This is a genomic window from Virgibacillus sp. JSM 102003 (assembly GCF_041949995.1).
GTDB lineage: Bacteria > Bacillota > Bacilli > Bacillales > Amphibacillaceae > Lentibacillus.
This window is the reverse complement of record NZ_JBHFQH010000006.1, coordinates 35,672-58,771: the sequence shown is the minus strand read 5'-3', so window position 1 is coordinate 58,771 and position 23,100 is coordinate 35,672. Positions and strand designations below refer to the sequence as shown.

Sequence of the window (23,100 nt, the reverse complement as noted above, 5' to 3'; positions counted from 1 at the left end):
TGCAAGCCTCGATATTTACGATTTCTGCCTAAAAAAACTACCTGTTCGCTCGATGCGATCAGGTAGTTTTGGTTCGTCAAAATTTGACAAAATTCGGGAAGTGACAGGCACCAAGCAGGACAGGCACCAAGCAGGCACTTCTTAATCCAGCAGACGGTTATTTTCGTCTACTTCCATTATTCTTGCTGATCTTGTAATATCAGCCATATCGTATTTTCCATCTCCGTGGCATACACTGCATTGGTAATGCCAGCCCTCGTCATCTGACAGCATTCCTGTACCCTCACATGCTTTACAGGTATCTTCTCTATTCATAATTTAGCCTCCATTACTGTTTATTTTTCACCCAGTTAATAATTCCGCCTTTTAACATTATTTCAAGTTGGCGTTCTGATAGGGCATGTTGAACGTTTATTTCCTGATCCTTATCTTTTACTTTTATCGAAAATTGATTTCCCTGCTGAATTTTATTACGCAAATCCGTTAGTTCCAATACATCTCCAGAAGAAAGCAAATCAAAATCTTCTTTATTTACAAATGTTAGTGGTAATACACCAAAGTTAACCAGGTTCTGCCAATGAATTCGGGCAAAGTCCTTTACCAAAGCAACCCGTAATCCAAGATACCTGGGTGCCAGTGCAGCATGTTCACGGCTTGAACCTTGACCATAGTTATAGCCGCCGACTACGGCATGCCCACCTTTATCAACTGTGGCTTTTCCACGTTTGTAGTACGTATCATCAATTATCTCAAACGTAAACTTGCTGATCTCCGGTAAATTACTTCGAAACGGCAGTACACGTGCCCCTCCAGCTAATATTTCATCAGTGGAAATGTTATCCCCCATTTTTAATAGTATAGGGAGTTCCATATTATCAGCCATTTCATCCATCTTTGGAATGGAAGCTATATTTGGACCTTTGTATAATTCGACTTTCTTGGCTTCCTCAAGCGGGAGTGGCGTATCCAATAAGCTAATATCATTCGTAGGATTCTTAGGGTCTTTTAGCTTCGGATAATCCATTCCGAGTGTTCTAGGGTCGGTAATTTGTCCAGTTAAGGCTGAAGCTGCTGCTGTTTCTGGACTGCATAAGTAAACACTATCTTCCTTTGTACCAGATCTTCCGGGAAAGTTTCTTGGGGTGGTACGCAGACTATTTCTGCCTGTAGCTGGAGCTTGCCCCATGCCAATACATCCATTACAGCCTGCCTGGTGCATCCTCGCGCCAGACTGCAGTAAACTCGCTATGTGACTCTCCTTAACTAAATCAGTCAGCATTTGCCTTGACGTAGGATTAATATCAAGCGAAACGTCATCTGCAATTTGCTTATCATGTACAATTTTTGCTGCTACAGCAAAGTCACGAAAGCCTGGATTTGCTGATGAACCGATGTATGATTGATAAATCGGGGTGCCGACTAATTCCGAGATTGACACCACGTTACCTGGACTTGATGGTTTAGCAACCAAGGGCTCAAGTTCAGACAGATCAATTTCTTCATATATGTCATATGTTGCGTCCTTATCAGCAGACAATTCAATCCAGTCATCTTCGCGGTCCTGTTCCTTTAAAAATCGCTTAATTTCTTTGTCAGAAGGAAATACGGTGCCTGTAGCGCCAAGTTCAGCACCCATGTTGGCAATGACATGACGATCCATTGCACTTAATTCCTTGAGTCCAGGACCGAAGTATTCAATGACCTTCCCGACACCGCCTTTTACATCGTGTCTACGGAGCAATTCTAAAATAACATCTTTAGCACTGACCCAATCAGGCAACTTCCCTGTTAAATTCACACCCCACACTTTAGGCATTTTGACATAAAAAGGTTCACCCGCAATAGCAAGTGCCACATCAATCCCACCTGCACCCATTGCCAGCATGCCCATGCAACCATTAGCACACGTGTGGCTGTCTGATCCAAGTAATGTCTTGCCCGGCTTAGCTAGTCGCTGCATGTGAACAGGATGACTAACACCATTCCCGGGACGACTGTAATACAACCCGAACCGTCTTGTTGCACTTTGTAAAAATAAATGATCATCAGGATTCTTACTATCAACCTGAATTAAGTTATGGTCCACATACTGGGCTGAGGCTTCCGTTTTTGCACGTTCCAGCTCCATAGCCTCCAGTTCGAGCATAACTAGTGTTCCAGTAGCATCCTGGGTTAACGTTTGATCAATTTTAAGACCTATCTCTTCCCCTGCTTCCATTTTCCCAGCCACGAGATGGTCTTTAATAAGCTTCTGTGTAATATTCAACGGCATAGAATTCCTCCTATTTGCTTTTCATATAAATTTTTTATACTCTAGTATACTTTTGTAGTATATGAAAAAAAGCCTATAATTATTTGTAAGATATACGAATCTCTCGATGAGTTAACACGTATTATCTAAAAACAAGGTAAAGGGGCTGTAAAAATTGAATAATCATGAAATCGATTACGAATTACATGGGGATGATATGCAATTTGTAGAGGTGGAACTTGATCCAGAGGAAACTGTAATTGCGGAAGCAGGCAGTTTAATGATGATGGATGAACAAATAAGTATGGAAACCATATTTGGTGACGGTTCTTCTAATCAAGGTAGCGGTATAATGGGAAAACTTCTTGGCGCAGGTAAACGAGTCATTACTGGTGAGAGTCTATTTATGACTACTTTCACAAATGAAGGATCAGGGAAAAAACATTTATCCTTTGCCTCACCATATCCTGGTAAGATTATCCCAATGGATTTAAGTGAAATTAACGGAAAACTAATTTGTCAAAAAGACGCCTTCCTTGCCGCGGCAAAAGGGGTTTCTGTTGGTGTTGAATTCCAGAAAAAAGTTGGCGCAGGTTTCTTCGGTGGCGAAGGATTTATTATGCAAAAGCTTGAAGGCGATGGCATGGCTTTTGTTCACGCAGGTGGGACAATTCACAAAAAAGTACTTGAACCTGGTGAGTCATTAAAAGTCGATACCGGTTGTCTGGTAGCAATGACAGGTGATGTTGATTACAACGTTGAATTTGTAGGCGGTATTAAAACGGCGATGTTCGGTGGTGAAGGGCTATTTTTCGCAACACTGAGAGGCCCTGGTGAGGTTTGGATTCAATCACTTCCATTCAGCCGTCTGGCAAGCAGAATATTTGCGGCAGCACCAGAGAAAGGCGGATCAAAAGGTGAAGGAAGTGTAGCTGGAGGTTTATTTGATATGTTGGGCGGAGACAGAAAATAGCATTTATAAAGTCATTTGATTTTGCACATACTACCCATGAAACACTACTACAAATTGAGGTGGTGGATGCAATGGGCAGAGATGAACACAACAAAGCCAGTGGAAGAAACTTTCTGGCACAAACACCCAAATATGCAAAAACAGACGGCCGAGATGTAGAGTTTTCAGAAGAATTTGCAGATCATGAAGATAAAGAAGCACAAGCAAGAAGCCGCCAAGCAGACAAACGTGCCAAGCGGAAATAACATTTAACGTGCCCCATTTGTTGGGGCACGTTTTTGGCATGGGGGTTGAGGGGCTGTGTGTCGAATAATCTTTTTGATTGGCTGAGATATTTGCCATATTATACAATTGGTATATCAGCGAATAAATGAGGTGCAGATATGGGAAAAAAGAATGTTGAGGATTATCTGATGGAAGGAATTTACGGTTCTAAACAAACCAAAAGAGCTGAACGCAAGCAATTTTTAGGAACAATTAGAGAAAGAATTGTTATCGCACTTACCAAAGGTCAGGTGATGACCGACAAAGGGCTGGAAAAGCTGGACGAAGCAATGGAGATCAATAATGATGCTAAATTACTTATTAATGGACATGTCTCTTCCAAATTTTTAAAGGAAGAGAAGGCTCTGGCCAAAAAACACAATATCGCATACACTGTCATCACCAACAATGATGCCGATACAGATATAGGTGCTGTATTAACATATGATTACGCTATCGACAAAGAAGATATTTTTGTGCAAAACACAGAGGAAAAGGATGAACCTGAAAAACCTGCATCGTTTTTTTCTAGAGTGAAACGATGGTTTACATAATAACTAAACTCCAATTCATAATATAATGCAATTCAGGAATAATAAGGGTTGGAGGTGTTTAGATGACACAACAATACCTTTGCCCAAATTGCAAAACAAATCGTTCACGCTTTAACATTATCGAACAAGTAGCAAAACCAGTGAAGCTGGATGCACAGACAGGTGAAATAACGAATGAATACACCAGTGATAATATGGACGTATTCCACATTGCCTACAAAGGACCCGAATACAGAATTCAATGCGGGGCCTGCGGGCTTATTGAAGATGAAAATACATTTGTGAAATTCGCCAAGTACAGTGGCCAGTAACACTATATTCGTTAGAAAGCCTGGCTTATCACCAAGCCTTAATGGTGAAAGCCTTAGTTGCACTTATTCAGTAAGAAGGATTTATACTTTTTAACTGCAAATCTCGTTATCCCTTTGGTACACTTGAAATAACAATTGCTCGGAGGGATATTATGCGATTATCAGACAAAAAAGTAATTGCGCTTGTAGAAGATGACTTTGAAGATCTTGAATTATGGTATCCAGTTTTAAGACTCCAGGAAGAGGGAACTGAGGTTCACTTGGTCGGAAAAGAAGCCAAAAAGAAATATGTTGGGAAATATGGTGTTCCCGCAATATCAGATTATGCCTTTTCCGATGTTAATGGTGAAGATTATGATGCCATCCTTGTTCCTGGAGGATGGGCGCCAGACAAATTGAGACGCTATCCGGAAGTTCTGGAATATATTCAAGCAATGAACGATGCCAAAAAACCAATCGGGCAAATCTGCCATGCAGGCTGGGTGCTTATTTCTGCTAATATTTTACAAGGGAGAACAGTTACCAGCACACCAGGCATTAAGGATGATATGTCAAATGCTGGCGCAACATGGATTGATGATGCGGTTATTGTCGATGGACATATCGTTTCTAGTCGTCGTCCGCCAGACCTGCCAGCTTATGTAAAAGCATTTGCTGACAAGTTAGCTGAGCAATAGAGTAGAAAACTGGTTTGTTGGGATCTTAGAACTCCTTATTCTTTAAGAGTGCAGCATTAATGGTGAATATAGGGGAGAAAACAATATAAAACTCACTATTCAGTACACCTCAAACTGCTGGATGCAGTATTGACGTTCGGAATAAGTATCCAACAATCAGTCGAGTGAATCCTCGTTCCGCTATTTAGTAGAAAAGGTGCTCTCGGAAGGGCGAGACGGATCCTCGTTCCGTTAAATAGCCAAAAATCAGCCAAATCTGAGGCAAAAATGACAAATAGCGGAACGAGGATCCGAACCCAAGCTTCAAACGAGGTTTTTTTAACAAATAACGGAATGAGGATCCGCCAAGTCAGTCAAAGCGGATTCTCATTCCGTTAATAAATGGGTTCTTCAGCAACAGGGGCTGATATTATTACCAGCACCCCTCTACCAAAACTGAGGCTCTACAGCCGCCCTAAGTTTGTCATAGCACTCAAGTACCTTCCAACATTCCATCAAATATATTGTGATAAAGCATCTTCTAGCTCAAAGTGCCGTTCTACGATAAATGGCCATTCATGCTGCATATACAACCTTGATTTTGACTCTCGCAGTTTACGGACACAATCAACCAGTAACCCCAAGTCATTTGTTTCAAATGATAATAGCCATTCATAATCACCCAGTCCAAAGCCATACACGCCATTAGTTAAAATTCCAGGAATAAATTCATGTCCGATATTCCCATGATCACCAATTAGTGCTTTTCGCTCCCACTTCGGTAACAAATAGTATTCAGGGGTCCGGATAAACGGATAGAAGCACAAGTATTCTCTTGCTGGAACTCCCATTTGAAAAGCGGTCGGGTGCTCGGAAAACTCAAAAGGCTTGGTCATTCCTGTAAACGCATGTGGAATATCAATATATTTCCCCCATGTTGAACGACGTAAATTCAATTGGAGGTCCTGAATAGCTTGGAATCGACCCGCATACATCCAAAATAATAAATCCGTATGCGCCTGAAATTTCTGTGTTACGTATGCCCCTCTTAGACCAACTGTATCCTCATACTTCTGAAAGATTGCTACAGCTTCCTTTACCGCTTCCTTCTTTTGATCAACTGAAAGCTCGTCCCACTGTGATTTATATTTAACTGCCAAATGATTCGTAAATTGCTCCTCCATGGTGTATTCCTCCTTAAGTTTTAATTAAAGTTTAATTTCTCTCTTATTTCCTGAATTTGATAAATATGGCGTTTTTCATGCAACCAGATAAGATCAACTGCATTCTTTAAACTTATTACTCCAAAATCCTGATGGTTCATAGACTTCTTAGCCAAAATTCAAGTTTTCTAATGACTATTTAAGTTAACTGATCTTACTTTCGTTTCCTTTACACCTGGTAAACGGTTTCATATAATAGTATTAGTGACTGTTCAATCAAGGAGGGGTACGATGAGTGAAATTAAAGAGGGCACCCTTTTATGGGAACCAGATGAAAAACGTAAACAGCAATCAAATATCTATGATTATATGAAATGGTTAAAACAACATAAAAATTTACATTTTAACGACTATCATTCACTTTGGAAATGGTCTGTTCATGAGCTGGAGTTATTTTGGGAATCGATCTTTGACTATTTCGACCTTCAAGCGGAACAACCTTACCAAACAGTATTATCCTCCCACGATATGCCCGGGGCTAAATGGTTTCCAGAAGCGACCATCAATTATACCGAGCATATTTTCAGGAATATGGACGAAAATAAACCAGCAATCATCCACTCCTCAGAAACAAGAAAAAATGCAGAAATTACCTGGAACCAGCTTTATCAGGAAACGGCTGCACTGCAGCAAACCCTTAAAGATCTTGGCGTAACAAAAGGAGATCGTGTTGTTGCCTATGTTGCCAATATCTATGAATCAGTCGTTGCATTTCTAGCAACTGCTAGTCTTGGGGCGGTTTGGTCGAGTGCTTCACCTGACTTCGGTACACAAAGTGTCATCGACCGCTTTAAACAAATCGAACCAAAAGTCATGATCACCGTTGACGGGTACAGCTATAGCGGGAAAGAGTTCGATCGAACAGAAGTTGTAGAAAATATACAAGCAGAGATTCCATCATTAGAAGCAACAATTGGAATCCCTTATTTAAATGAAAACTCAAGTTTTAATCACTTAAAAAATGTAACGCTTTGGAATGACGCAGTTCATACCAGTAAGCAGCATACACTCACATACGAGCATGTGCCATTCAATGATCCATTATGGGTATTATTTTCATCAGGAACAACTGGGAAACCAAAACCAATTGTTCAGAGTCAAGGTGGGATTTTACTCGAACATTTAAAAGCACTTACATTCCATGCCGACCTTGGAAATGGAGACCGGTTTTTCTGGTTTACTACAACAGGATGGATGATGTGGAACTACCTTGTTGGCGGGCTTCTTACAGGCAGTACGATAATTCTGTATGATGGAAATCCAGGCTATCCGGATAAGAAAATGCTGTGGAAATTTGCTGAAGATACACGAATGACTGTCTTTGGTACCAGTGCAAGCTACATTACGGCATGCATGAAGGATGACGGGCTTACTCCTAGTGAAGAATTTGATTTGAGCCATTTGAAGAATATTAGCTCAACAGGTTCACCTCTCCCACCTGAAGGGTTCCAATGGTGCTATGACAATGTCAAAGAGGACCTGTGGATTGCATCTGCTAGCGGCGGTACAGATGTTTGTACAGCATTTATCCTTGGAATTCCTACTGAGCCAGTGTATGCTGGTGAGCTGCAATGTCGAGGACTTGGTGCCAAAATTGAAAGCTTTAGCGATGAAGGGGAGTCCCAAATAGAGGAAGTTGGCGAACTGGTTTTAACGGAACCTTTCCCATCAATGCCAATCTATTTTTGGAATGATGCGGATGGCAGCCGGTTGCATGACAGCTATTTTAATGTATTCCCAGGAATCTGGCGTCATGGGGATTACTTGAAAATTACCAACCGGCATACGTGTGTTATTTATGGACGATCGGATGCAACAATAAACCGCGGAGGTATCAGGATCGGTACGAGCGAAATATATCGTGCTGTTGATCATGTGAAACAAGTAGCTGATAGCTTAATAGTAGATATTCCTGCCAACGATGGTGACTCCAGCACACCGTTATTTGTCACCATGAAAGAAGGCGAGGAGTTAACAGAGTCTATTCAAAAAACCATCAAAAACGAAATTAAAAAGCACTGTTCACCGCGTCATGTTCCAACTGGAATATACGAAGTTCCTGAATTACCGACAACATTAAACGGTAAAAAACTAGAGATTCCAGTCAAAAAAATTTTGATGGGTAAGCCAGTGGATAAAGTAGTAAATAAAGGGTCATTAAGTAATGAGGATTCATTGGATTATTTTATATCCTTTGCAAAAGAAAGACAGTGAGCAACAAACCGAGCTTGATTGACCAAGCTCGGTTTTCTCTTACATCTAGGAAATTATTACATCACCTGATCCTGCCTTGAGCGAGATAGGATTTGTACCCTCTCCAACTACTCCCTTTAAATAATTAACTGAGTGTTTTTTAACACTCATCAACGATAGCTTATTGAAGATATCTCCTGAACCTGTATTAACTTGGACAGTTGCATTCAAATTTACCTTTCCAGTAAGCAATGTTATATCTCCACTTGATGACTCAATATCCAGCGAACTTTCATCTAAAAGTGACAAAAATACATCTCCCGATATCGTGCAGCCTTTAGCATCTCCTGCAAAACGAGTACATTTAATATCACCAGAATTTGCGTGAAGTATTACCTTTTCACCCTTCAAACTGTCCGCTTGTATACTGCCAGACGAAGTTTTGAGACTCATATCATTAACATTGCTATTACTTTGCTGTATCTTTCCGGAAGAAGTAACAACGTTAAAATTATCTCCTTGAACGTTCATCACAGTAACATCTCCTGAACTCGTTGAACCTGTAAGATCCCCCTTTATTCGATACAATGCTGCCTCTCCAGATGAAGTTTCAAAGTAAATCTCACTTACATCGATATCACTGGCGGTTATTTTGCCGGATGATGTCTTTAAATGTAGTTTTTGCGCTTCTAAATTAGCAAGATTTAATTCGCCAGAACTTGTTCTAACATCGAATGAATTGGATATTAAATTTGCTGCAGAAACGTCTCCCGAACATGTTATGATACTCCAAATCTCAGACATTTCACTCGGAACCACAATGTGAAGCATGCAGGGAGGAGTATTTAAGGACTTGTAATTTTTTGACCCTTTTGCCGATATATTCAGACTATCCCCCGAGTAATCTGTTTTTAGATCCGGTCCATCCTCGTATGTTTCCAGGAACAGATCTACTCGCTTATCTTCATGGGTACTAACGTTAACAGATGCTTCAGACGTTGAAATGTTCAGCTCCTTTAACTTACCAACATTATCAATCGTATCCTTTTGTGTAATAACTTCTTTGTTAACAGCTTTTCTGCCACCATGTATAAAGTTATCGATGACCTTACCAACTGTCTTCCCTTCCTTCATCATTTCCACCTCTATTTTTTCTATTAATACCCCTAGTTTAGCTAAGATATTTTTTTCAAGAAAACCGCCCTAGAATGATTTGTACTCCACCTTAAGTCTTAAATCAGAAAGCGCCCCCGAATTCATCGAAAACGCTAAAGCAATTAAATATGTCTTTTTTGAGTGCTCAAGCTAGCCACAACATACGCAACGAACGACAATGCAATCGGCAACACAACCGAATGAAGTCCCAGTGGCTGAGGGAAAAATGACTCCGATAAAATGTATAAGCTTACCCCGACAACCATTGAAGCGAGCGCACCGTATTTATTCCCTTTTTTCCAATAGAGACCCATCACAATTGGCCAAATAAATGCTGCTTCCAGTCCACCAAACGCAAATAAATTTAACCATATTATTAAATCTGGCGGGTTTAATGCCATTATAAAAATAATTATTCCTAATACTGCAGTAATTCCAATACTCAACCGTTTAACCTTAACATGTGATGCATCAAGCCTGACATAATTTAAGTATAAATCCTTAACTATAGATGAACTTACGAGCAGCAAAAGCGAATCTACTGTCGACATAATTGCTGCCATTGGTGCCGCCAAAACAATACCCGCAAGCCAATTTGGTAATACCTCCAGCGCAATCAGCGGCATTACCTTATCACCAACTTCAATGCCGGGTAAAACCGGACGGGCAAATACACCGATTAAATGCATGTTCAGCATAATAATGCCGACAACAATTGTCCCGATTATCAGCGCACGATGCATGGAGCGGGCACTCTTATAGGACATTGCCCGGACAGCAATTTGCGGTAAGGCCACAACACCAACACCGACAAGAATCCAAAAAGATGAAACATATGTAGGCGTGAGACTACCGTCAGCTCCAAACGGGGTAATCAAATTTGGATTCTCTGTACTGAGATCTGTCATAATAGCGGAAATTCCGCCCCCGGCAATAACAACAGCAATAAGTAATATAAGCGTCCCAACAAACATGATCGTTCCTTGAATCGCATCCGTTAATGCAACTGCTCTGAATCCGCCGATGGTCACATATATCAATACTGACACCGCGAAAATAAACAATGCACTCGTGTACGAAATGCCAACTAGCGACTCAATTAACCGAGCACCGCCAATCCATTGGGCTGCCATTGCTGAAAATAGAAATATAATAATGCTGAATGCAGAAAGTAAGACAACCCATTTCGATTTATAGCGTTCTTTCAAAAAATCAACCATCGTTACTGCATTATATTTACGGGTAACAATCGCGAATTTTTTACCTAGTATCATTAAAACAAAATAGCCGGTTGCAACCTGAGACATTGCCAATAATACCCAGCCAAGGCCTTCATTATATGCTACACCAGGTCCACCAATAAAGCTGCTTGCACTTCCATATGTGGCAGTCATCGTCATTGCTAATACGAAGCCGCCCATGTTCCGTCCACCAAGGAAATACTCCTGGAGAAATGTACTTGATGACTTCATATACTTTCCTGCCCATATACCCACACCAAAAATTATCAGTAACAGACCAATTAACGGTATTAACGCCTGCCAGTTCATTCGTCTTGCCCCTCTTCATCAAAGGGGATATCCACGAACCATTTTTTGACAATTACCGTCACTAGTACTGCCATTACTACAAATCCAAGCACACAACTGTAAAAGAACCATGCAGGAAACCCCATTACATATGAATACTCAGACGGGTCTTTTCCACCTAATCCATAAGCAAACGCGAACCACCAGACAAAATTAAAAATAACCAGTCCAACGCCTATTAATGCTTCGCGATTCGCAATCTTATAACGATAATCATTGTCTTGTACCTGATAATCTCTCATTTTCCACGCTCCCTTTTATCTAGAGCTAACTGTTTATAATATAACGGAAAGCACCTGCTGTTGTAAATATTTGAAAATTACATATTTTATATTTTATACTGATACGCACCTAAATCAATTGCAATTCCATTGAATAAAACACCTTCACTTTCAAGCGATAGTTTCTGAACATTGTATAACTCTTCGTCTTTAATACTAATCTCCCCGCGGGCATTTATGACACGGTGCCAAGGAAGATTATATTTTCTGCTCATGGAATGCAGAATTCGGGATACCTGCCTTGCTCCTCTAGGACTGTCAGCCAGTCTAGCAATCTGCCCATATGTCATTACTTTTCCACTTGGTATGTTTGATATAATGTCTATAACATCAGCCGTGAACTTTTGCATAACTACCTCCGTAAAATATCGTCCGCTTATATTCTATCATTTTCTTTTAAAAATAATGGTTCTTCACCAAAATATATGGTTGACAAACTAGGTATAATAGTGCCCGCTGCGGAAAAACACTACGCTTTCCGTGGGCTTGAGCTCAGCCTCCTCGGAAAAAAAGGAGTTCGCTTTTTTCTTGCGGGGTCTTCCCACTGCGCTTTCCCACAGGAGTCTCCGTATTTTTCCTCCGCTAGCTAGTATTATTATCATATTTATTCACTACTATCGACCATAGATTTTAGTGTTGACTCAAAATAATTTATAAATAATTGAAACATAAAACAAATTACATAGGTCTTAAAAGTGATTGGTAAGGGGGATGGAACATGAGTGGTTATCGCGATGACCCAATTCAATTAAGTGAAGACGAAACGTATACAACTGATAAAGATAAAGAAGAAATATTAAATGAACTGATGACAGCCCATTCACAGAAAGTATATCTGCTTGCCTACTCTTTTGTAAAAGACCGTGGAATGGCAGAAGATATCTCTCAGGAAGTTTTCATCAAATGCTACAGACACATGGATAAGTACCGTGGCGAGGCTTCTGTAACTTCCTGGATATATCGTATTACCGTCAATACCTCGAAGGATTTTTTACGAAAAAATAAATTAGCTAATTTAATATACCCTCGTCAATTTTTTGAAAACAAGTTAGACAGTGAGAGTTCTGAAGAAATTTTCATGAAACAAAACCGTAAAGATCAACTGTTACAGGTTATTTTCAGGCTGCCTATTAAATATCGGGAGATTTTAGTTTTATATTATTTCCATGAGCAGAAAATCGATGAAATTGCGGTATCTCTCAATATTAATTCCAACACGGTGAGAACCAGATTGGCTAGAGGCAGGAGCAAACTTAAACAAAAGATAACTTCTCTTGAAGGAGAGTGATTGTTTGTGGATAAAATTTTTAGGAAGCTAAAGGATTATTACTTCAGCAAATATTATAAGGATGGAACCACGGATAGAATTAAGAATGCAGTTTTTGATAAAATAAGAAATGAAAAGGTGAAAATGGGTATTGGAAAAAAATTAATGTACATTAGTTCAGCTGCAGTACTACTAATTGGAATATTAATTGGATCTGCATTTGTTTCACCAACTGTCGCTAATGTCTTGGCTCAAGTTCCCATTTTAAATACATTATTTGAGAAAGAGACAGAATCGGGATCGTACCCTTCTCTAGTTGGGACAATTGCCGAAAACCTTGATGAACAAGGTTACAAAATCGGTGGCGCCTCTCTAACAGTCCGGGATAAGACTATAGGGATATCTATCAGGGGAGATGAAAGTTATTATAATGAAGTCAAAGGGGAAGTAGAAAAGGAAGTAAAAAGTGTTTTAAACGCCAAGGGGCTGGATGCCTATAATGTGGAAGTTAAAGAGGAATACGTACCAGAAGAGATTCCCGAAGAACAGAAGAAGAAAAATGAAGCATATGCAAAGCAAAGTAATCAGCTGGAAAATACTATTTTAGAAGCATTTGAAAAACAGAATTACGAGATCTTTTCTGCAGATGTCAGAATCAATGATGTTGAGAAGTTTATTCCATTAGAAATACCTGTTTCAGAAAAAAGAGTAGACGAAATGAAGCAAATAGTAAGAAATATAGTAAAAGAAAAAGATATGGGCGACTTTAAAATAAAGGTATATAAAACAGATCCGAAGAAGAAAAAGGCCGATCAAAGATGGAGACCTGTAATAACTACCATTTCCACGGGGCTACTTGGTATTGACGAGCTAAAAGTTGAGGGAATCGGTTATTCCTTCTATCCATCGCCACTTACGCTATCAATAAGAACATCAATTGACGCTTCAGACTCTGATGCAAAGGAGTTAGGTAAACGAATAGAAAGTAAAGTTCACCAATTTATCGAGTCAAAAGAAGTTGAAGAAAATGTGCAGGATGACCCGTATAAGATTAATGTATACAGTAAAGATGAGAAGAAAATAAACTAATTGGATTCAGCTACTATGACTAGTTAGCTTTGGTGGAGTAACATATACAAATAACTGACCAAATCGCATAGAGATTTGGTCTCTTTTTTTACTTAACAGAATCCGGGTTCTCATACCCCTAATGAGTGCTCGTATCGCGCAATCAGAAAAGAACCCCAGGCACTCACTCCACCAATAAACAGCTTATTAGGCAAACAAAAATACATCGACCATTATTAACGGGTTCACTTGTGAGGTGCAAAACAACGATCCACAAGTTAAATCTTATCTATAATCACATTACTTTCACCATTAAATTCACAGTAAAAATGGCTCGGAAAATATCCAATCCATTTTTTCCAATATCTGTTGTTAAACTAAAGCTACCCGTTAATGAATATTCTTGCTTAAGAAAGGTGCTACTATTGAATAGTAGCCACCTTTCCTTAATTAGCCTTTTATATATTTTACTAATTCAACTTTTATATCTCCTATTTCTCCACCATCTAAATAGTTAGGGGGTACACTTCCACCTATGTGCGGTGCATCTACTTTTAAGATTATTCTATCTCTTGTAGGGTTATCACTTGGTTCACCAACTAAAATGGACATATCCAGCTGAAACCAACCCTCAATATTTTTTCCTTTTTCTGCGATACCCTCTTGAACCATGGAGACATCATAAACCTTTAATGGGTTAACAATCATTTCTTTTCCATATTGGTTTTTTACGAACTGATGTATCTTAGGTTCAATTAAAGCCAGTAGAATACCTTCTGTTGAATAATATTTATCAATTTCTTTCTGGAGTATCCTCCTTTGCATTAACCACAGCGCTACTAGAGAACGTAACAATTGAAATAAGAAATAACATAACAATCTTCTTTACCATGTAATTCACCTCGTATATCATATTTCTGTTAGTATTACACTTCCGTTTATTGATATACGGGCGTTAAAACTTTTTAGCTAACTGCTACGTTACCTCAATAAGTAATAGGAGCTACCAAATCGAAAACTCCTTGTTCAACTAAAGCACCATTTAGGTGAAGAAGAAAAGCTTATTAAACAATCGCGCCCGTTTGCGGAACAAGTATTTATTACAACCTTAACCTTAATCGGAAGTCTGTCACAACAATATTGAGTATTACAGTAACCGAGATTATTTGAAAAAAATATTATACGATTTAGTCTCTTCTCTTTTCTCTTAATCTTTACCTTTCCACTAAACTCGAAACTACAGACCCATCTTTCATCTTAATAACTCTATTAGCTCTGCTCGCTAAATCATGGTCATGTGTCACAAATAGAACTCCGCAATTCTTTTCAGAGTTAAGACGTTGAATGATGTCAAAAATAACTTCCCCTGATTCAGTATCCAGATTTCCTGTAGCCTCATCAGCCAGCAGCCAGTCTGGCTCATGGACAAGCGCCCTTGCAATTGCCACACGTTGCTGCTGCCCACCTGATAATTGTGATGGCAATGAATTTTCCTTGTCTTCCAAGCCTACTTGTTTTAATACTTCCTGGGCGCGCTCCTTTTTGTTGTACGGAACTTTTCTGGAAAACAATGGTGCCATGACATTTTCCAAGGAAGTTAGTGTGGGTAATAAGTGAAACTGCTGGAAAACAAATCCGATATGTTCAAACCGAAAATCAGCAATCTGTTTCTGCTTCATACTCGCTAGTTTTTTTCCATCGTATGAGATATTCCCTGATGATGGTTGATCAAGTGTTCCAATCAAACTTAATAAGGTTGATTTTCCCGATCCTGAAGGTCCAACAATTGCCGTAAATTCTCCCTTGTTAAATGACAAGTTAATACCTTGCAGGGCATGGGTTTCTACCCCATCCCCTTTATACGACTTTTCTAAATCCTTACATTTAATTGAAGTACTCATATACACATCTCCTTAACTGCTGGTGTATTACTATATAGATAACTTTATGAAGACATCCTCACGCACTTTCCTTAAGAACTTCATATGGATTGGTTCGCAGTGCTTTTACAGTTGGTATAATTGCGCCAATAATCCCCATAACCGTTGGAATGCAAATAGTTAGTAACAGGATAGTCAAGTTATCCCATGGAAAAATTCCGTACATAATGCCGATGTAAGCAATAGATAAAATTAATCCCACGACTCCAGAGAGAAACCCGATTAGTGCTCCTTCCAATATAATAGAAAAGCCGATGGTCCTGTTTTTCCAACCGATTGATTTAAACAAAGCTAATTCATTTCTTCGCTCTACAATGTTCTGCCACAACATTTCACCGGTTGTTAAAACGGCGACAAGTAATGCGGCCCCCATGATGAAATAATGTGACTCATTCACTTCAACAGCGACAAACTCTCCTAAATAGGAGGTGTATAGTACGCCATCCAAATGGAATGAAACAAAAATATAGAATGATAGTAACGTTGATGGTAAAGCTATGGCTAATATAGACAGTAAATTACGCCCGGGACGCTGCATAATTTGATTTGTCACCAAGCCGGTTATGGATTGGTTTTTAAAGATTCGTTTGGATTTTGAATGAATTTCTCCCGTTTTTATCCCTTGATACGGCTTTAATTTTCCGACCTGAATCAGTGGGATTAAAATGCCAAATCCATAAATGAAAAATGATGTTAGACCAACTAATCCTACTTTTGCTAAGCTAAACGATGTTCCATTCTGTGCCAGAATATACTCTACACCAATCGCCAAAATAGTTATCAATAAAACATAAGACACAGCTTCTGTTACAATCATTTGTCGCAGCTTATTAGTTCGCCAGCCAAGTGCCAGCAAGATACTATACTCTTTACGATTCGTTAAAAAAGACACGTAAGATGTCGCCAATACATACATAATTCCGATTAGCAGAACTGCAAGTAGTACACTTGTATAACCAAGGGATGTTTCTCTGAAAATAGCAATTGCAGCGCCAATGTTGATCCATGACTGTTCCATCCATCCCTCAGCTTTCCCTTTATTAACGATTTTCGTGACAGTTGGTTGTGGAGATGAACCTCGTGTGATGGTTACTTGTAAACCTGTTTTATCCATAATTTCTTGTTTTATCGACTCTAATTTTGATTGCGAATCATTTCCAAATTCCTCAATTCCTTTTGCCTTTATCCGGATAGAAGAAATACTGTTACCACCGAGCAGCTTTTCTGCCGCTTTTACAGTGGTTAATAAGTTAGGCGGATTTGGCAATAGAGCTGCGGGGGCACCAGACCCCTCTATCTTTTTCACCGGATTTAGTGGCTCCCCATTTTCGTCTAGTACTACCGTTGCCTCCGCTGGTCGGTAGGTTTGGAGCGGTAATTTTGTCAAGGGATCCATGCTGACTTGTAGTTTACTAGGATCATATTTACCAATAACATTAAAATTCAATACTGTAAAGGAGGGCCTTCCATTTTCGACTTTGTAAGGTGCAGGTTTAGGTTGTCTGAACACATATGGTGGTAAGTATTCTTTTGGGAACAAACCCTCATCACCGTTAACCTGTTGATTTTGAACTTGAAAACTGGATGACCACCTTTTAGGAAACGGACTATTTATTTTTTGATAATTTAATGGACTCGATGCATAAATTAATTGAGAAATTCCAATATCCATTGATCGATTTTTACTAGGATTTTGTAGTGTCTGAAAGTATATTTCTTCCAGTTCTTTTCCTGTAACAGTATATTCATCAACGGGTTCCGTATCTATTTGGTTGAGAAATTCCTCACCATTTCCTTCTCTAATTTTTTCGGCACTTTCTTTTTGTTGCGCTTCGGTTTTAAAGGGTATATCCAGTTTTTCTAACGTTACTTTATAATTACTGTTAGCGAAACTGTTTTGGTTTAATATAACAGGTAAATGAAATACATTATCAGTTTTTTCTTGTTTTCCTGTATCATTTTCGTTTAAATATCTACTATTATTTGAACTTATTATGCTGTCATTAAGTCCAACCAATTTTGCCTCTTGCTCAGGATCTATTCCAACAATTAACTGATCGTTTCTTAAAGTAAAACTGGGGTTAGAAAGGTGTGTACCAAAGTTTAGATCAGGACGTGAACCGGTCAAGCCTGCAAGCGTATAATATGTAACATCTAATAATGTTGATTTATATAAATTATTATGATGTGTCTTTTGAATATTTAATTTGTATAGCCCTGGATCTGCTACATTAAAAGCATCTCTTACAGACAGCGAAAGTTGTGTATACCCCATAACAGAAAGGGGAGCTGCCACCTCTACACCTGTTATTTCTTTAATTGTTTCATATTTTTCATAACTAATCCTGCCATTTATCCCTTTTATGTAGTTTGGTTTCATTAAGTTATTTTGATTAAGTATTTCAGTATCTGATGGCGTAACAACGAGATCATATGCACTTTTCCATTCCTTTTGTAATGTCTCAGTAACCGTTCCTTTTGTCGATTCTGTTAAGCTGAATAAATAAATAAGAACTCCGCTTATTAATAACACCCCGACTATAGATAGGAGAAATCGTTCTTTATTTCGCATCCATTGTTTGATTAAAAGAGATATCACAAATATATCCCTCCATTCTTATAATAAATCTGAAATAAATTGATCTGGGTAAACAGTAAATTTGTTATAAAAATGTTATGAAAAAATTAAGTACTCTTCTTACTTTAAAAGTTTAAATCTTATCAGCAAATAGAAATTATCTTTGATCTATATTTTTAACAAAATTAATATATGGGTTGATTATTTGATGTGAGTTTTGGATCAATTATATATTTAAATTCTCTTGCAAAGTTAACATAGGAAATAAATCTGCTATCAGTATCTATTATTAGGAATGTAGGAAATAAGCTAATCTTGAAATCTTTTATAAAATCATCATTTGCGAATAATATTTCCTTAAAATGATTCCTTCCAAAATCTAGTTTGTCATCGAGGGTATTTGGATTGAAAATTATTGGTACAAAATTGTATTCATATCCGTATTGCAGAGACTCGCTTGCAAACTCCTTTAAATCCAAATCACAAACGTCACAGCCGGTATCGACCACAAGTAAAATTGTTAATCTGTCTAGCAGTGATTCTAAAATTATTTCCTGCTGCAAATGATTATATAATATAATATTCTTAACTCTATCTCCATTTACAAATTGCTTCCTTGTATTTTCCTTTAAAAAAGCATTTTTTAAATAGAAACCAATTTTTAATTGTTTTGAAATTAATAAAAGGTTAACTATAATAAAAATTGAAATAATTAATGTAAATATTAACATTTACATCACCCCAAGATATATTTGCAACATTAAAGTTATTGATAATGCTCAAAGCAAATCTTTTGCTAGTTTTTTATATAATTAAATTTGTTTGTTGATTACCAATTTTATTTTGCTGGTATCTCCCAAAATGCCGCTGGTTCTGCATAATTGACTACAGATGAATATTTAAGTGTCCACGATCCTTCTTGTGCAGGTACATCAAAGAAAATATCACCCTGTATTTTCTTTCCTGGTGGAAGATCTTCTCTTAATCTAGTTTTACCACCGGGCCAGGCTGGCCAGGCATATTTGAGTTTATTACCTTCAACATCATACAGAGTAAACCTATATGAGGTAGGATGTATCTCGCTGTCCTTTGTATTTTTAATTATAGCTCCAATCTTAACTGCATGATCCTGTTTCAATGCACGAAACTGTCTCATCTCTCCAGTATAACGTTCAATACTGGTAACCGTAACCATTATACCACCGATGTCTGCAGTATCACCCATTTGTAAAGTATTTACCTCATTAATAAGTACTTTCTTAGGTTCATCTTTAGGTTCTTCTTTAGGTTCTTCTTTAGACTCATCTTTAGACTCATCTTCAGATTCTTCATTTACTTGTTTATTCGGGTTCTCTTCTTGCGTTTTTCCTTCAACGTCATGTGAAGGTTCATTTTTTGTTGCAGATTGTTCTGAGCAGCCAACTATTAAGCCTGATGCCAATACGAAAATGCCTAATATTTTTATGTGTTTATTCAACTAAAATCCCCCCCCTTACATTCTTTGTAGATTTTTAGTATCATACTATTTATAAAAAACAACAAAATTATTATTGTTTAACAGATTGCATAAGTCCTTCGCTTCCCCGCAAGGCATTTTCTGCAAAACACTTAAACAATATTAATCACTTTAATTATTATGTGTTTTTAGTGAAATTATGAAAAAGAAGCTGGGACATAAGTGTTTTATCAAAAGAAAATCCGAACCAGCCGAAAAAAGTACATATAACCCACTTTGGAAATATATTTCGCTTTCCACGGTAAGCTGGTGAAATGCTAATCCGCTTTGTAGTCACCTAGCCTTTTGTTCCCGGAGGAGTTATGTATACTCACTACGCTAGCATTGTTCGTCTTTTGTGTTACACTTTTTCATTATGTCCCAGCTCTATTTACTGCAAAGAATTTCTCTTAAATAGGGAAATATCTGACCTTAATAGCGGCAACCGCATCTATCTTTTATCTTAGTGCCGATGCGCGCTCCAGTTTTGCAGTCTACGATTTCAACGTATAAATGACGTTCACCAAGAGCACATGCAATATCATCACCACAGAATTCTCGCCCTTCACAATTACCAATTGGGTCAAGTTTAGGTGCTTTCATTTTTAATCCTCTCCTTTCTCCAAGAATATAATATATAGTTGTTTTTCATGTATGAGTAAAAGAAATTTTATTATGAGTGGATTCTTTGAGGCTGTAACTTCCATAGAAGAGGAATCTAAGCTGATTTATTGTAGTGAAAAAAGTTTTAATGAAAAGATTTATAAAATTAAAATATAAAATAGTTACAATCTTAATAATAATGCAATATAATGGAATAATCAATCTTTTCTATCTTTTTTTATTTATATTTTCATGATATAATTTTTGAAAAAGATAGGAGTTTTTCGTTTGAAAACTATGTTAAAAGCATTTTTTATAAAATATTTAAAATTAATCCTATCATTTTCAGTTTTCTTACTGTATTAAAAATAGTAAAAGGTGCATTACCTTTATTATCAATAATAATCCTACAAAGACTAATAAATTCCGTTCAATTTTACTTTGAAGATCAAGTTGAATTAATGAATATAATATTTTTACTATTTATGCAAATAGGACTAACTATTTTTATCAATGTATTAACAAAAATTGACGAGTATCTAAGGGCGGTTATTCAATTAAATATAGAATTAGATATCAAAACCAAAATTTCACGAAAAATGACTTCTGTTAATTACGAAAGACTTGAAGATCATGAGTTTTATAATTTAATTCAACGAACAAATGGCGATTTAGGTTCCCAGTTTTTAGGGCCAATTAATAATTTGCTAGAAATAGTGAGATCTTTAATTACAATTATCTCAATTCTTTTTTTCTTATTACAATTCCATATTTTATTTGTTATCATTTTAGTTACATTTTCTATTCCGTTACTGTTTATACAAAACAAGCTCGGAAGTGATCGATATTGGCTAGCTAAGTATATGACACCTTTTGCAAGAGAGCAAAACTATATATTTAGTTTGTTTATAGATAGAAAGTATAATAAAGAAATAAGGGTAAACCAATCTTTTAATTACCTATTTAATAAATGGACTTATTCTTTCAATAAAAATAGGGGAGAAGTACTAAAACAAGAGCTTAGTCAAAGCAAAAAGTTACTTAGTCTAGAGTTACTAAGCTCAGTAACATTTGCTGCATCCTTTTTTCTTATCATTTCTTTATTATCTCAATCAAAATTACGTATAGGTGATTTCGTTTCTATTATGGAAGCCATACAAAGAGTTTTGAGCTCTATAAGTAGTTTATCTTATATGACATCTAACCTTAAAGAAGGGACACATTATATAAATGACATATTTTTAATTCTTAACATTCCTGAAAAAGCAGTTAGAAAAGGAAGCTTTAATAATAAGAAACCGCCTGATAATGTGATAGAAGTAAGGAATTTAAGTTTTAAATATCCTTTTGAAAATAGCAATGCTATAATGGACATAAGTCTGAAAATTAGAAAAGGTTCTAGCGTAATGATTGTAGGCAGTAACGGTTCAGGGAAGTCTACGTTGATAAAATGTCTAATTGGTTTATACCAAGTTCCTGAAGATACAATAAATTTATTCGGTAATGATATCACACAACTATCAGAAGAAGAAATTTATGATAAAATCTCTGTTATATATCAGGATTTTGGAATGTATGAATTAACCGCTTTTCAAAATATACTAATTGGAGACACAAAAAAGGAAAAATCGAAAGTGATTCAGTCTGCTATTGAGGCTGATATACATGATTACATAAGCACTTTATCTGAAGGATATGATACTAAACTTGGAAGGATTTTTGAAGGGAGTAGGGATTTGTCCGGGGGTCAATGGCAAAAACTTGCTTTAGCAAGATCAATTATTAAAGATTCTGATTTAATAATACTAGATGAGCCTTCATCTTCACTAGACCCAATAGCAGAAAAGAAGTTATTTATGAATTTTAAGTCGATTACAGAAGGAAAAACATCAATTTATATTTCACATCGTATGTATGCGTGTCATTTGGCGGATCATATTATTGTATTAAAAGATGGTAAAATTGTTAAACAAGGTAATCATTCAGAATTACTGAAAATAGATGGTCATTACACAGAACTTTATAATAATCAATCAGATATGTACAAAGAAAAAATGAGGAGGTAAAGCATGGGTTTAAAATCTTTACTAGTTATGAAATATTGCCCCATCAATTTTCAATTCCTTTTAGTTTAGGATTCATTGCCATAGAAGTGATTTCTAGTTTACTGATAATTTTTCGATTTCATGCCGTTATAGGAATTATTATGTTAGGGATACTTACATTCATCTATACATTAGCTATATTAATAAATTTATTACGTGGAAGAAAGGATTTGTCGTGCGGAAATGTTAGCTGCATTCCTGATTAATTCCACACTTGAACTACATATTCTTTACATTTTTTATGTTCAATTAAAAACTGCTTTGGTATTCGAGTTTGAAAGGGAATGAATACGCCTCCTGTTGCCAGAACGGGATCACTCTTTTACTATTTCACTTATAAAGAGTTATTCCACAATCTGGCCCAGATTGTTGAAAACTAATCAGACCGCACTTTTAAATTATCCTGCTACGTTAGTTTAAGTGTAACACTTCACAATCTCTATATTTATTTTAACATAAATACCCATATTCCCTTAAATGAATTTACTAAATATTACAATTAGCATTTAAATTCACACCATAAATCACAATAAAATCACATACACTATAATAAATATTTCACTCTTGTGAATTATTCTGTGAATTTCAAAACTC

At 37.1% G+C, this 23,100-nt stretch carries 23 protein-coding genes; 10 read left to right on the top strand and 13 right to left on the bottom strand.

All coding sequences use genetic code 11. From position 1 onward, the window contains the following. Nucleotides 1-141 precede the first annotated feature (141 nt). Complete coding sequence (locus ACE1TG_RS08275; protein ID WP_375051904.1) at nt 142-315, bottom strand: hypothetical protein; 174 nt, start codon at nt 313-315, stop codon at nt 142-144. Between the two features lie 13 nt (nt 316-328). Further along, a complete protein-coding gene (locus ACE1TG_RS08270) occupies nt 329-2,272 on the bottom strand; it encodes an aconitate hydratase (RefSeq protein WP_375051903.1) in 1,944 nt (647 codons plus the stop codon). 154 nt (nt 2,273-2,426) lie between these two features. Here ACE1TG_RS08270 and ACE1TG_RS08265 point away from each other — a divergent pair, with 154 nt between their 5' ends. The 5 genes from ACE1TG_RS08265 to ACE1TG_RS08245 all read left to right on the top strand — a co-directional run bounded on the left by ACE1TG_RS08265 (nt 2,427) and on the right by ACE1TG_RS08245 (nt 5,030). Next, complete coding sequence (locus tag ACE1TG_RS08265; RefSeq protein WP_375051902.1) at nt 2,427-3,224, top strand: TIGR00266 family protein; 798 nt, start codon at nt 2,427-2,429, stop codon at nt 3,222-3,224. Between the two features lie 71 nt (nt 3,225-3,295). Further along, nucleotides 3,296-3,469, top strand: a complete 174-nt coding sequence (locus ACE1TG_RS08260) for a YfhD family protein (protein WP_375051901.1) — start codon at nt 3,296-3,298, stop codon at nt 3,467-3,469. Between the two features lie 138 nt (nt 3,470-3,607). Beyond that, nucleotides 3,608-4,042 carry a YueI family protein gene (locus ACE1TG_RS08255; protein ID WP_375051900.1) on the top strand — a complete coding sequence of 145 codons (435 nt, stop codon included), beginning with the start codon at nt 3,608-3,610 and terminating at the stop codon, nt 4,040-4,042. Between the two features lie 62 nt (nt 4,043-4,104). Beyond that, complete coding sequence (locus ACE1TG_RS08250; RefSeq protein ID WP_209480142.1) at nt 4,105-4,353, top strand: DNA alkylation repair protein; 249 nt, start codon at nt 4,105-4,107, stop codon at nt 4,351-4,353. A 152-nt stretch (nt 4,354-4,505) separates the two neighbouring features. Further along, the gene (locus ACE1TG_RS08245) at nt 4,506-5,030 is read left to right on the top strand and encodes a type 1 glutamine amidotransferase domain-containing protein (RefSeq protein WP_375051899.1); all 525 of its coding nucleotides are present in this window, start codon (nt 4,506-4,508) and stop codon (nt 5,028-5,030) included. A 494-nt stretch (nt 5,031-5,524) separates the two neighbouring features. Here ACE1TG_RS08245 and ACE1TG_RS08240 read toward each other — a convergent pair whose 3' ends face one another. Further along, nucleotides 5,525-6,193: a chlorite dismutase family protein gene (locus ACE1TG_RS08240; protein ID WP_375051898.1), complete on the bottom strand. Its 669-nt coding sequence runs from the start codon at nt 6,191-6,193 to the stop codon at nt 5,525-5,527. A 270-nt stretch (nt 6,194-6,463) separates the two neighbouring features. Between ACE1TG_RS08240 and ACE1TG_RS08235 the strand changes: the two genes are divergently transcribed. Then, nucleotides 6,464-8,446: an acetoacetate--CoA ligase gene (locus ACE1TG_RS08235; protein WP_375051897.1), complete on the top strand. Its 1,983-nt coding sequence runs from the start codon at nt 6,464-6,466 to the stop codon at nt 8,444-8,446. Nucleotides 8,447-8,491: 45 nt separating this feature from the next. Here ACE1TG_RS08235 and ACE1TG_RS08230 read toward each other — a convergent pair whose 3' ends face one another. From ACE1TG_RS08230 to ACE1TG_RS08215, 4 genes are all read right to left on the bottom strand, one after another. Further along, on the bottom strand, nt 8,492-9,562 hold the full coding sequence (locus ACE1TG_RS08230; RefSeq protein ID WP_375051896.1) for a DUF4097 family beta strand repeat-containing protein: 1,071 nt from the start codon (nt 9,560-9,562) through the stop codon (nt 8,492-8,494). 140 nt (nt 9,563-9,702) lie between these two features. Then, nucleotides 9,703-11,130, bottom strand: coding sequence for a sodium/pantothenate symporter (gene panF, locus ACE1TG_RS08225; RefSeq protein ID WP_375051895.1), 1,428 nt, complete (start codon nt 11,128-11,130; stop codon nt 9,703-9,705). After that, a complete protein-coding gene (locus ACE1TG_RS08220; protein WP_375051894.1) occupies nt 11,127-11,411 on the bottom strand; it encodes a YhdT family protein in 285 nt (94 codons plus the stop codon). The genes panF and ACE1TG_RS08220 overlap by 4 nt, the downstream gene beginning before the upstream one ends. An 86-nt stretch (nt 11,412-11,497) precedes the next feature. Then, complete coding sequence (locus ACE1TG_RS08215; protein WP_375051893.1) at nt 11,498-11,800, bottom strand: MGMT family protein; 303 nt, start codon at nt 11,798-11,800, stop codon at nt 11,498-11,500. 368 nt (nt 11,801-12,168) lie between these two features. On the opposite strand from ACE1TG_RS08215, the gene ACE1TG_RS08210 reads away from it, so the two are divergent. Continuing rightward, nucleotides 12,169-12,738 carry a sigma-70 family RNA polymerase sigma factor gene (locus ACE1TG_RS08210; protein ID WP_375051892.1) on the top strand — a complete coding sequence of 190 codons (570 nt, stop codon included), beginning with the start codon at nt 12,169-12,171 and terminating at the stop codon, nt 12,736-12,738. Nucleotides 12,739-12,744: 6 nt separating this feature from the next. Next, on the top strand, nt 12,745-13,806 hold the full coding sequence (locus ACE1TG_RS08205; RefSeq protein ID WP_375051891.1) for a DUF4030 domain-containing protein: 1,062 nt from the start codon (nt 12,745-12,747) through the stop codon (nt 13,804-13,806). Nucleotides 13,807-14,235: 429 nt separating this feature from the next. Here ACE1TG_RS08205 and ACE1TG_RS08200 read toward each other — a convergent pair whose 3' ends face one another. The 6 genes from ACE1TG_RS08200 to ACE1TG_RS08175 form a co-directional block, all read right to left on the bottom strand. Continuing rightward, complete coding sequence (locus ACE1TG_RS08200; protein ID WP_375051890.1) at nt 14,236-14,640, bottom strand: hypothetical protein; 405 nt, start codon at nt 14,638-14,640, stop codon at nt 14,236-14,238. Between the two features lie 359 nt (nt 14,641-14,999). Then, nucleotides 15,000-15,686 carry an ABC transporter ATP-binding protein gene (locus ACE1TG_RS08195; protein ID WP_092494073.1) on the bottom strand — a complete coding sequence of 229 codons (687 nt, stop codon included), beginning with the start codon at nt 15,684-15,686 and terminating at the stop codon, nt 15,000-15,002. A gap of 58 nt (nt 15,687-15,744) precedes the next feature. After that, entirely contained in the window at nt 15,745-18,324 is a 2,580-nt protein-coding gene (locus ACE1TG_RS08190) for an ABC transporter permease (RefSeq protein WP_375051889.1), read from the bottom strand. Nucleotides 18,325-18,488: 164 nt separating this feature from the next. Further along, a complete protein-coding gene (locus ACE1TG_RS08185; RefSeq protein WP_375051888.1) occupies nt 18,489-19,034 on the bottom strand; it encodes a hypothetical protein in 546 nt (181 codons plus the stop codon). A gap of 107 nt (nt 19,035-19,141) precedes the next feature. Continuing rightward, nucleotides 19,142-19,780 (bottom strand): DUF4352 domain-containing protein, encoded by a 639-nt coding sequence (locus ACE1TG_RS08180; RefSeq protein ID WP_375051887.1) that lies wholly within the window; start codon nt 19,778-19,780, stop codon nt 19,142-19,144. A 450-nt stretch (nt 19,781-20,230) separates the two neighbouring features. Continuing rightward, nucleotides 20,231-20,401: a hypothetical protein gene (locus ACE1TG_RS08175; RefSeq protein ID WP_164669830.1), complete on the bottom strand. Its 171-nt coding sequence runs from the start codon at nt 20,399-20,401 to the stop codon at nt 20,231-20,233. A 461-nt stretch (nt 20,402-20,862) separates the two neighbouring features. Here ACE1TG_RS08175 and ACE1TG_RS08170 point away from each other — a divergent pair, with 461 nt between their 5' ends. Both ACE1TG_RS08170 and ACE1TG_RS08165 read left to right on the top strand, forming a co-directional pair. Further along, nucleotides 20,863-22,467: an ABC transporter ATP-binding protein gene (locus ACE1TG_RS08170; protein ID WP_375051886.1), complete on the top strand. Its 1,605-nt coding sequence runs from the start codon at nt 20,863-20,865 to the stop codon at nt 22,465-22,467. Next, on the top strand, nt 22,434-22,712 hold the full coding sequence (locus ACE1TG_RS08165; protein ID WP_375052071.1) for a MauE/DoxX family redox-associated membrane protein: 279 nt from the start codon (nt 22,434-22,436) through the stop codon (nt 22,710-22,712). The genes ACE1TG_RS08170 and ACE1TG_RS08165 overlap by 34 nt, the downstream gene beginning before the upstream one ends. Nucleotides 22,713-23,100: the final 388 nt, after the last annotated feature.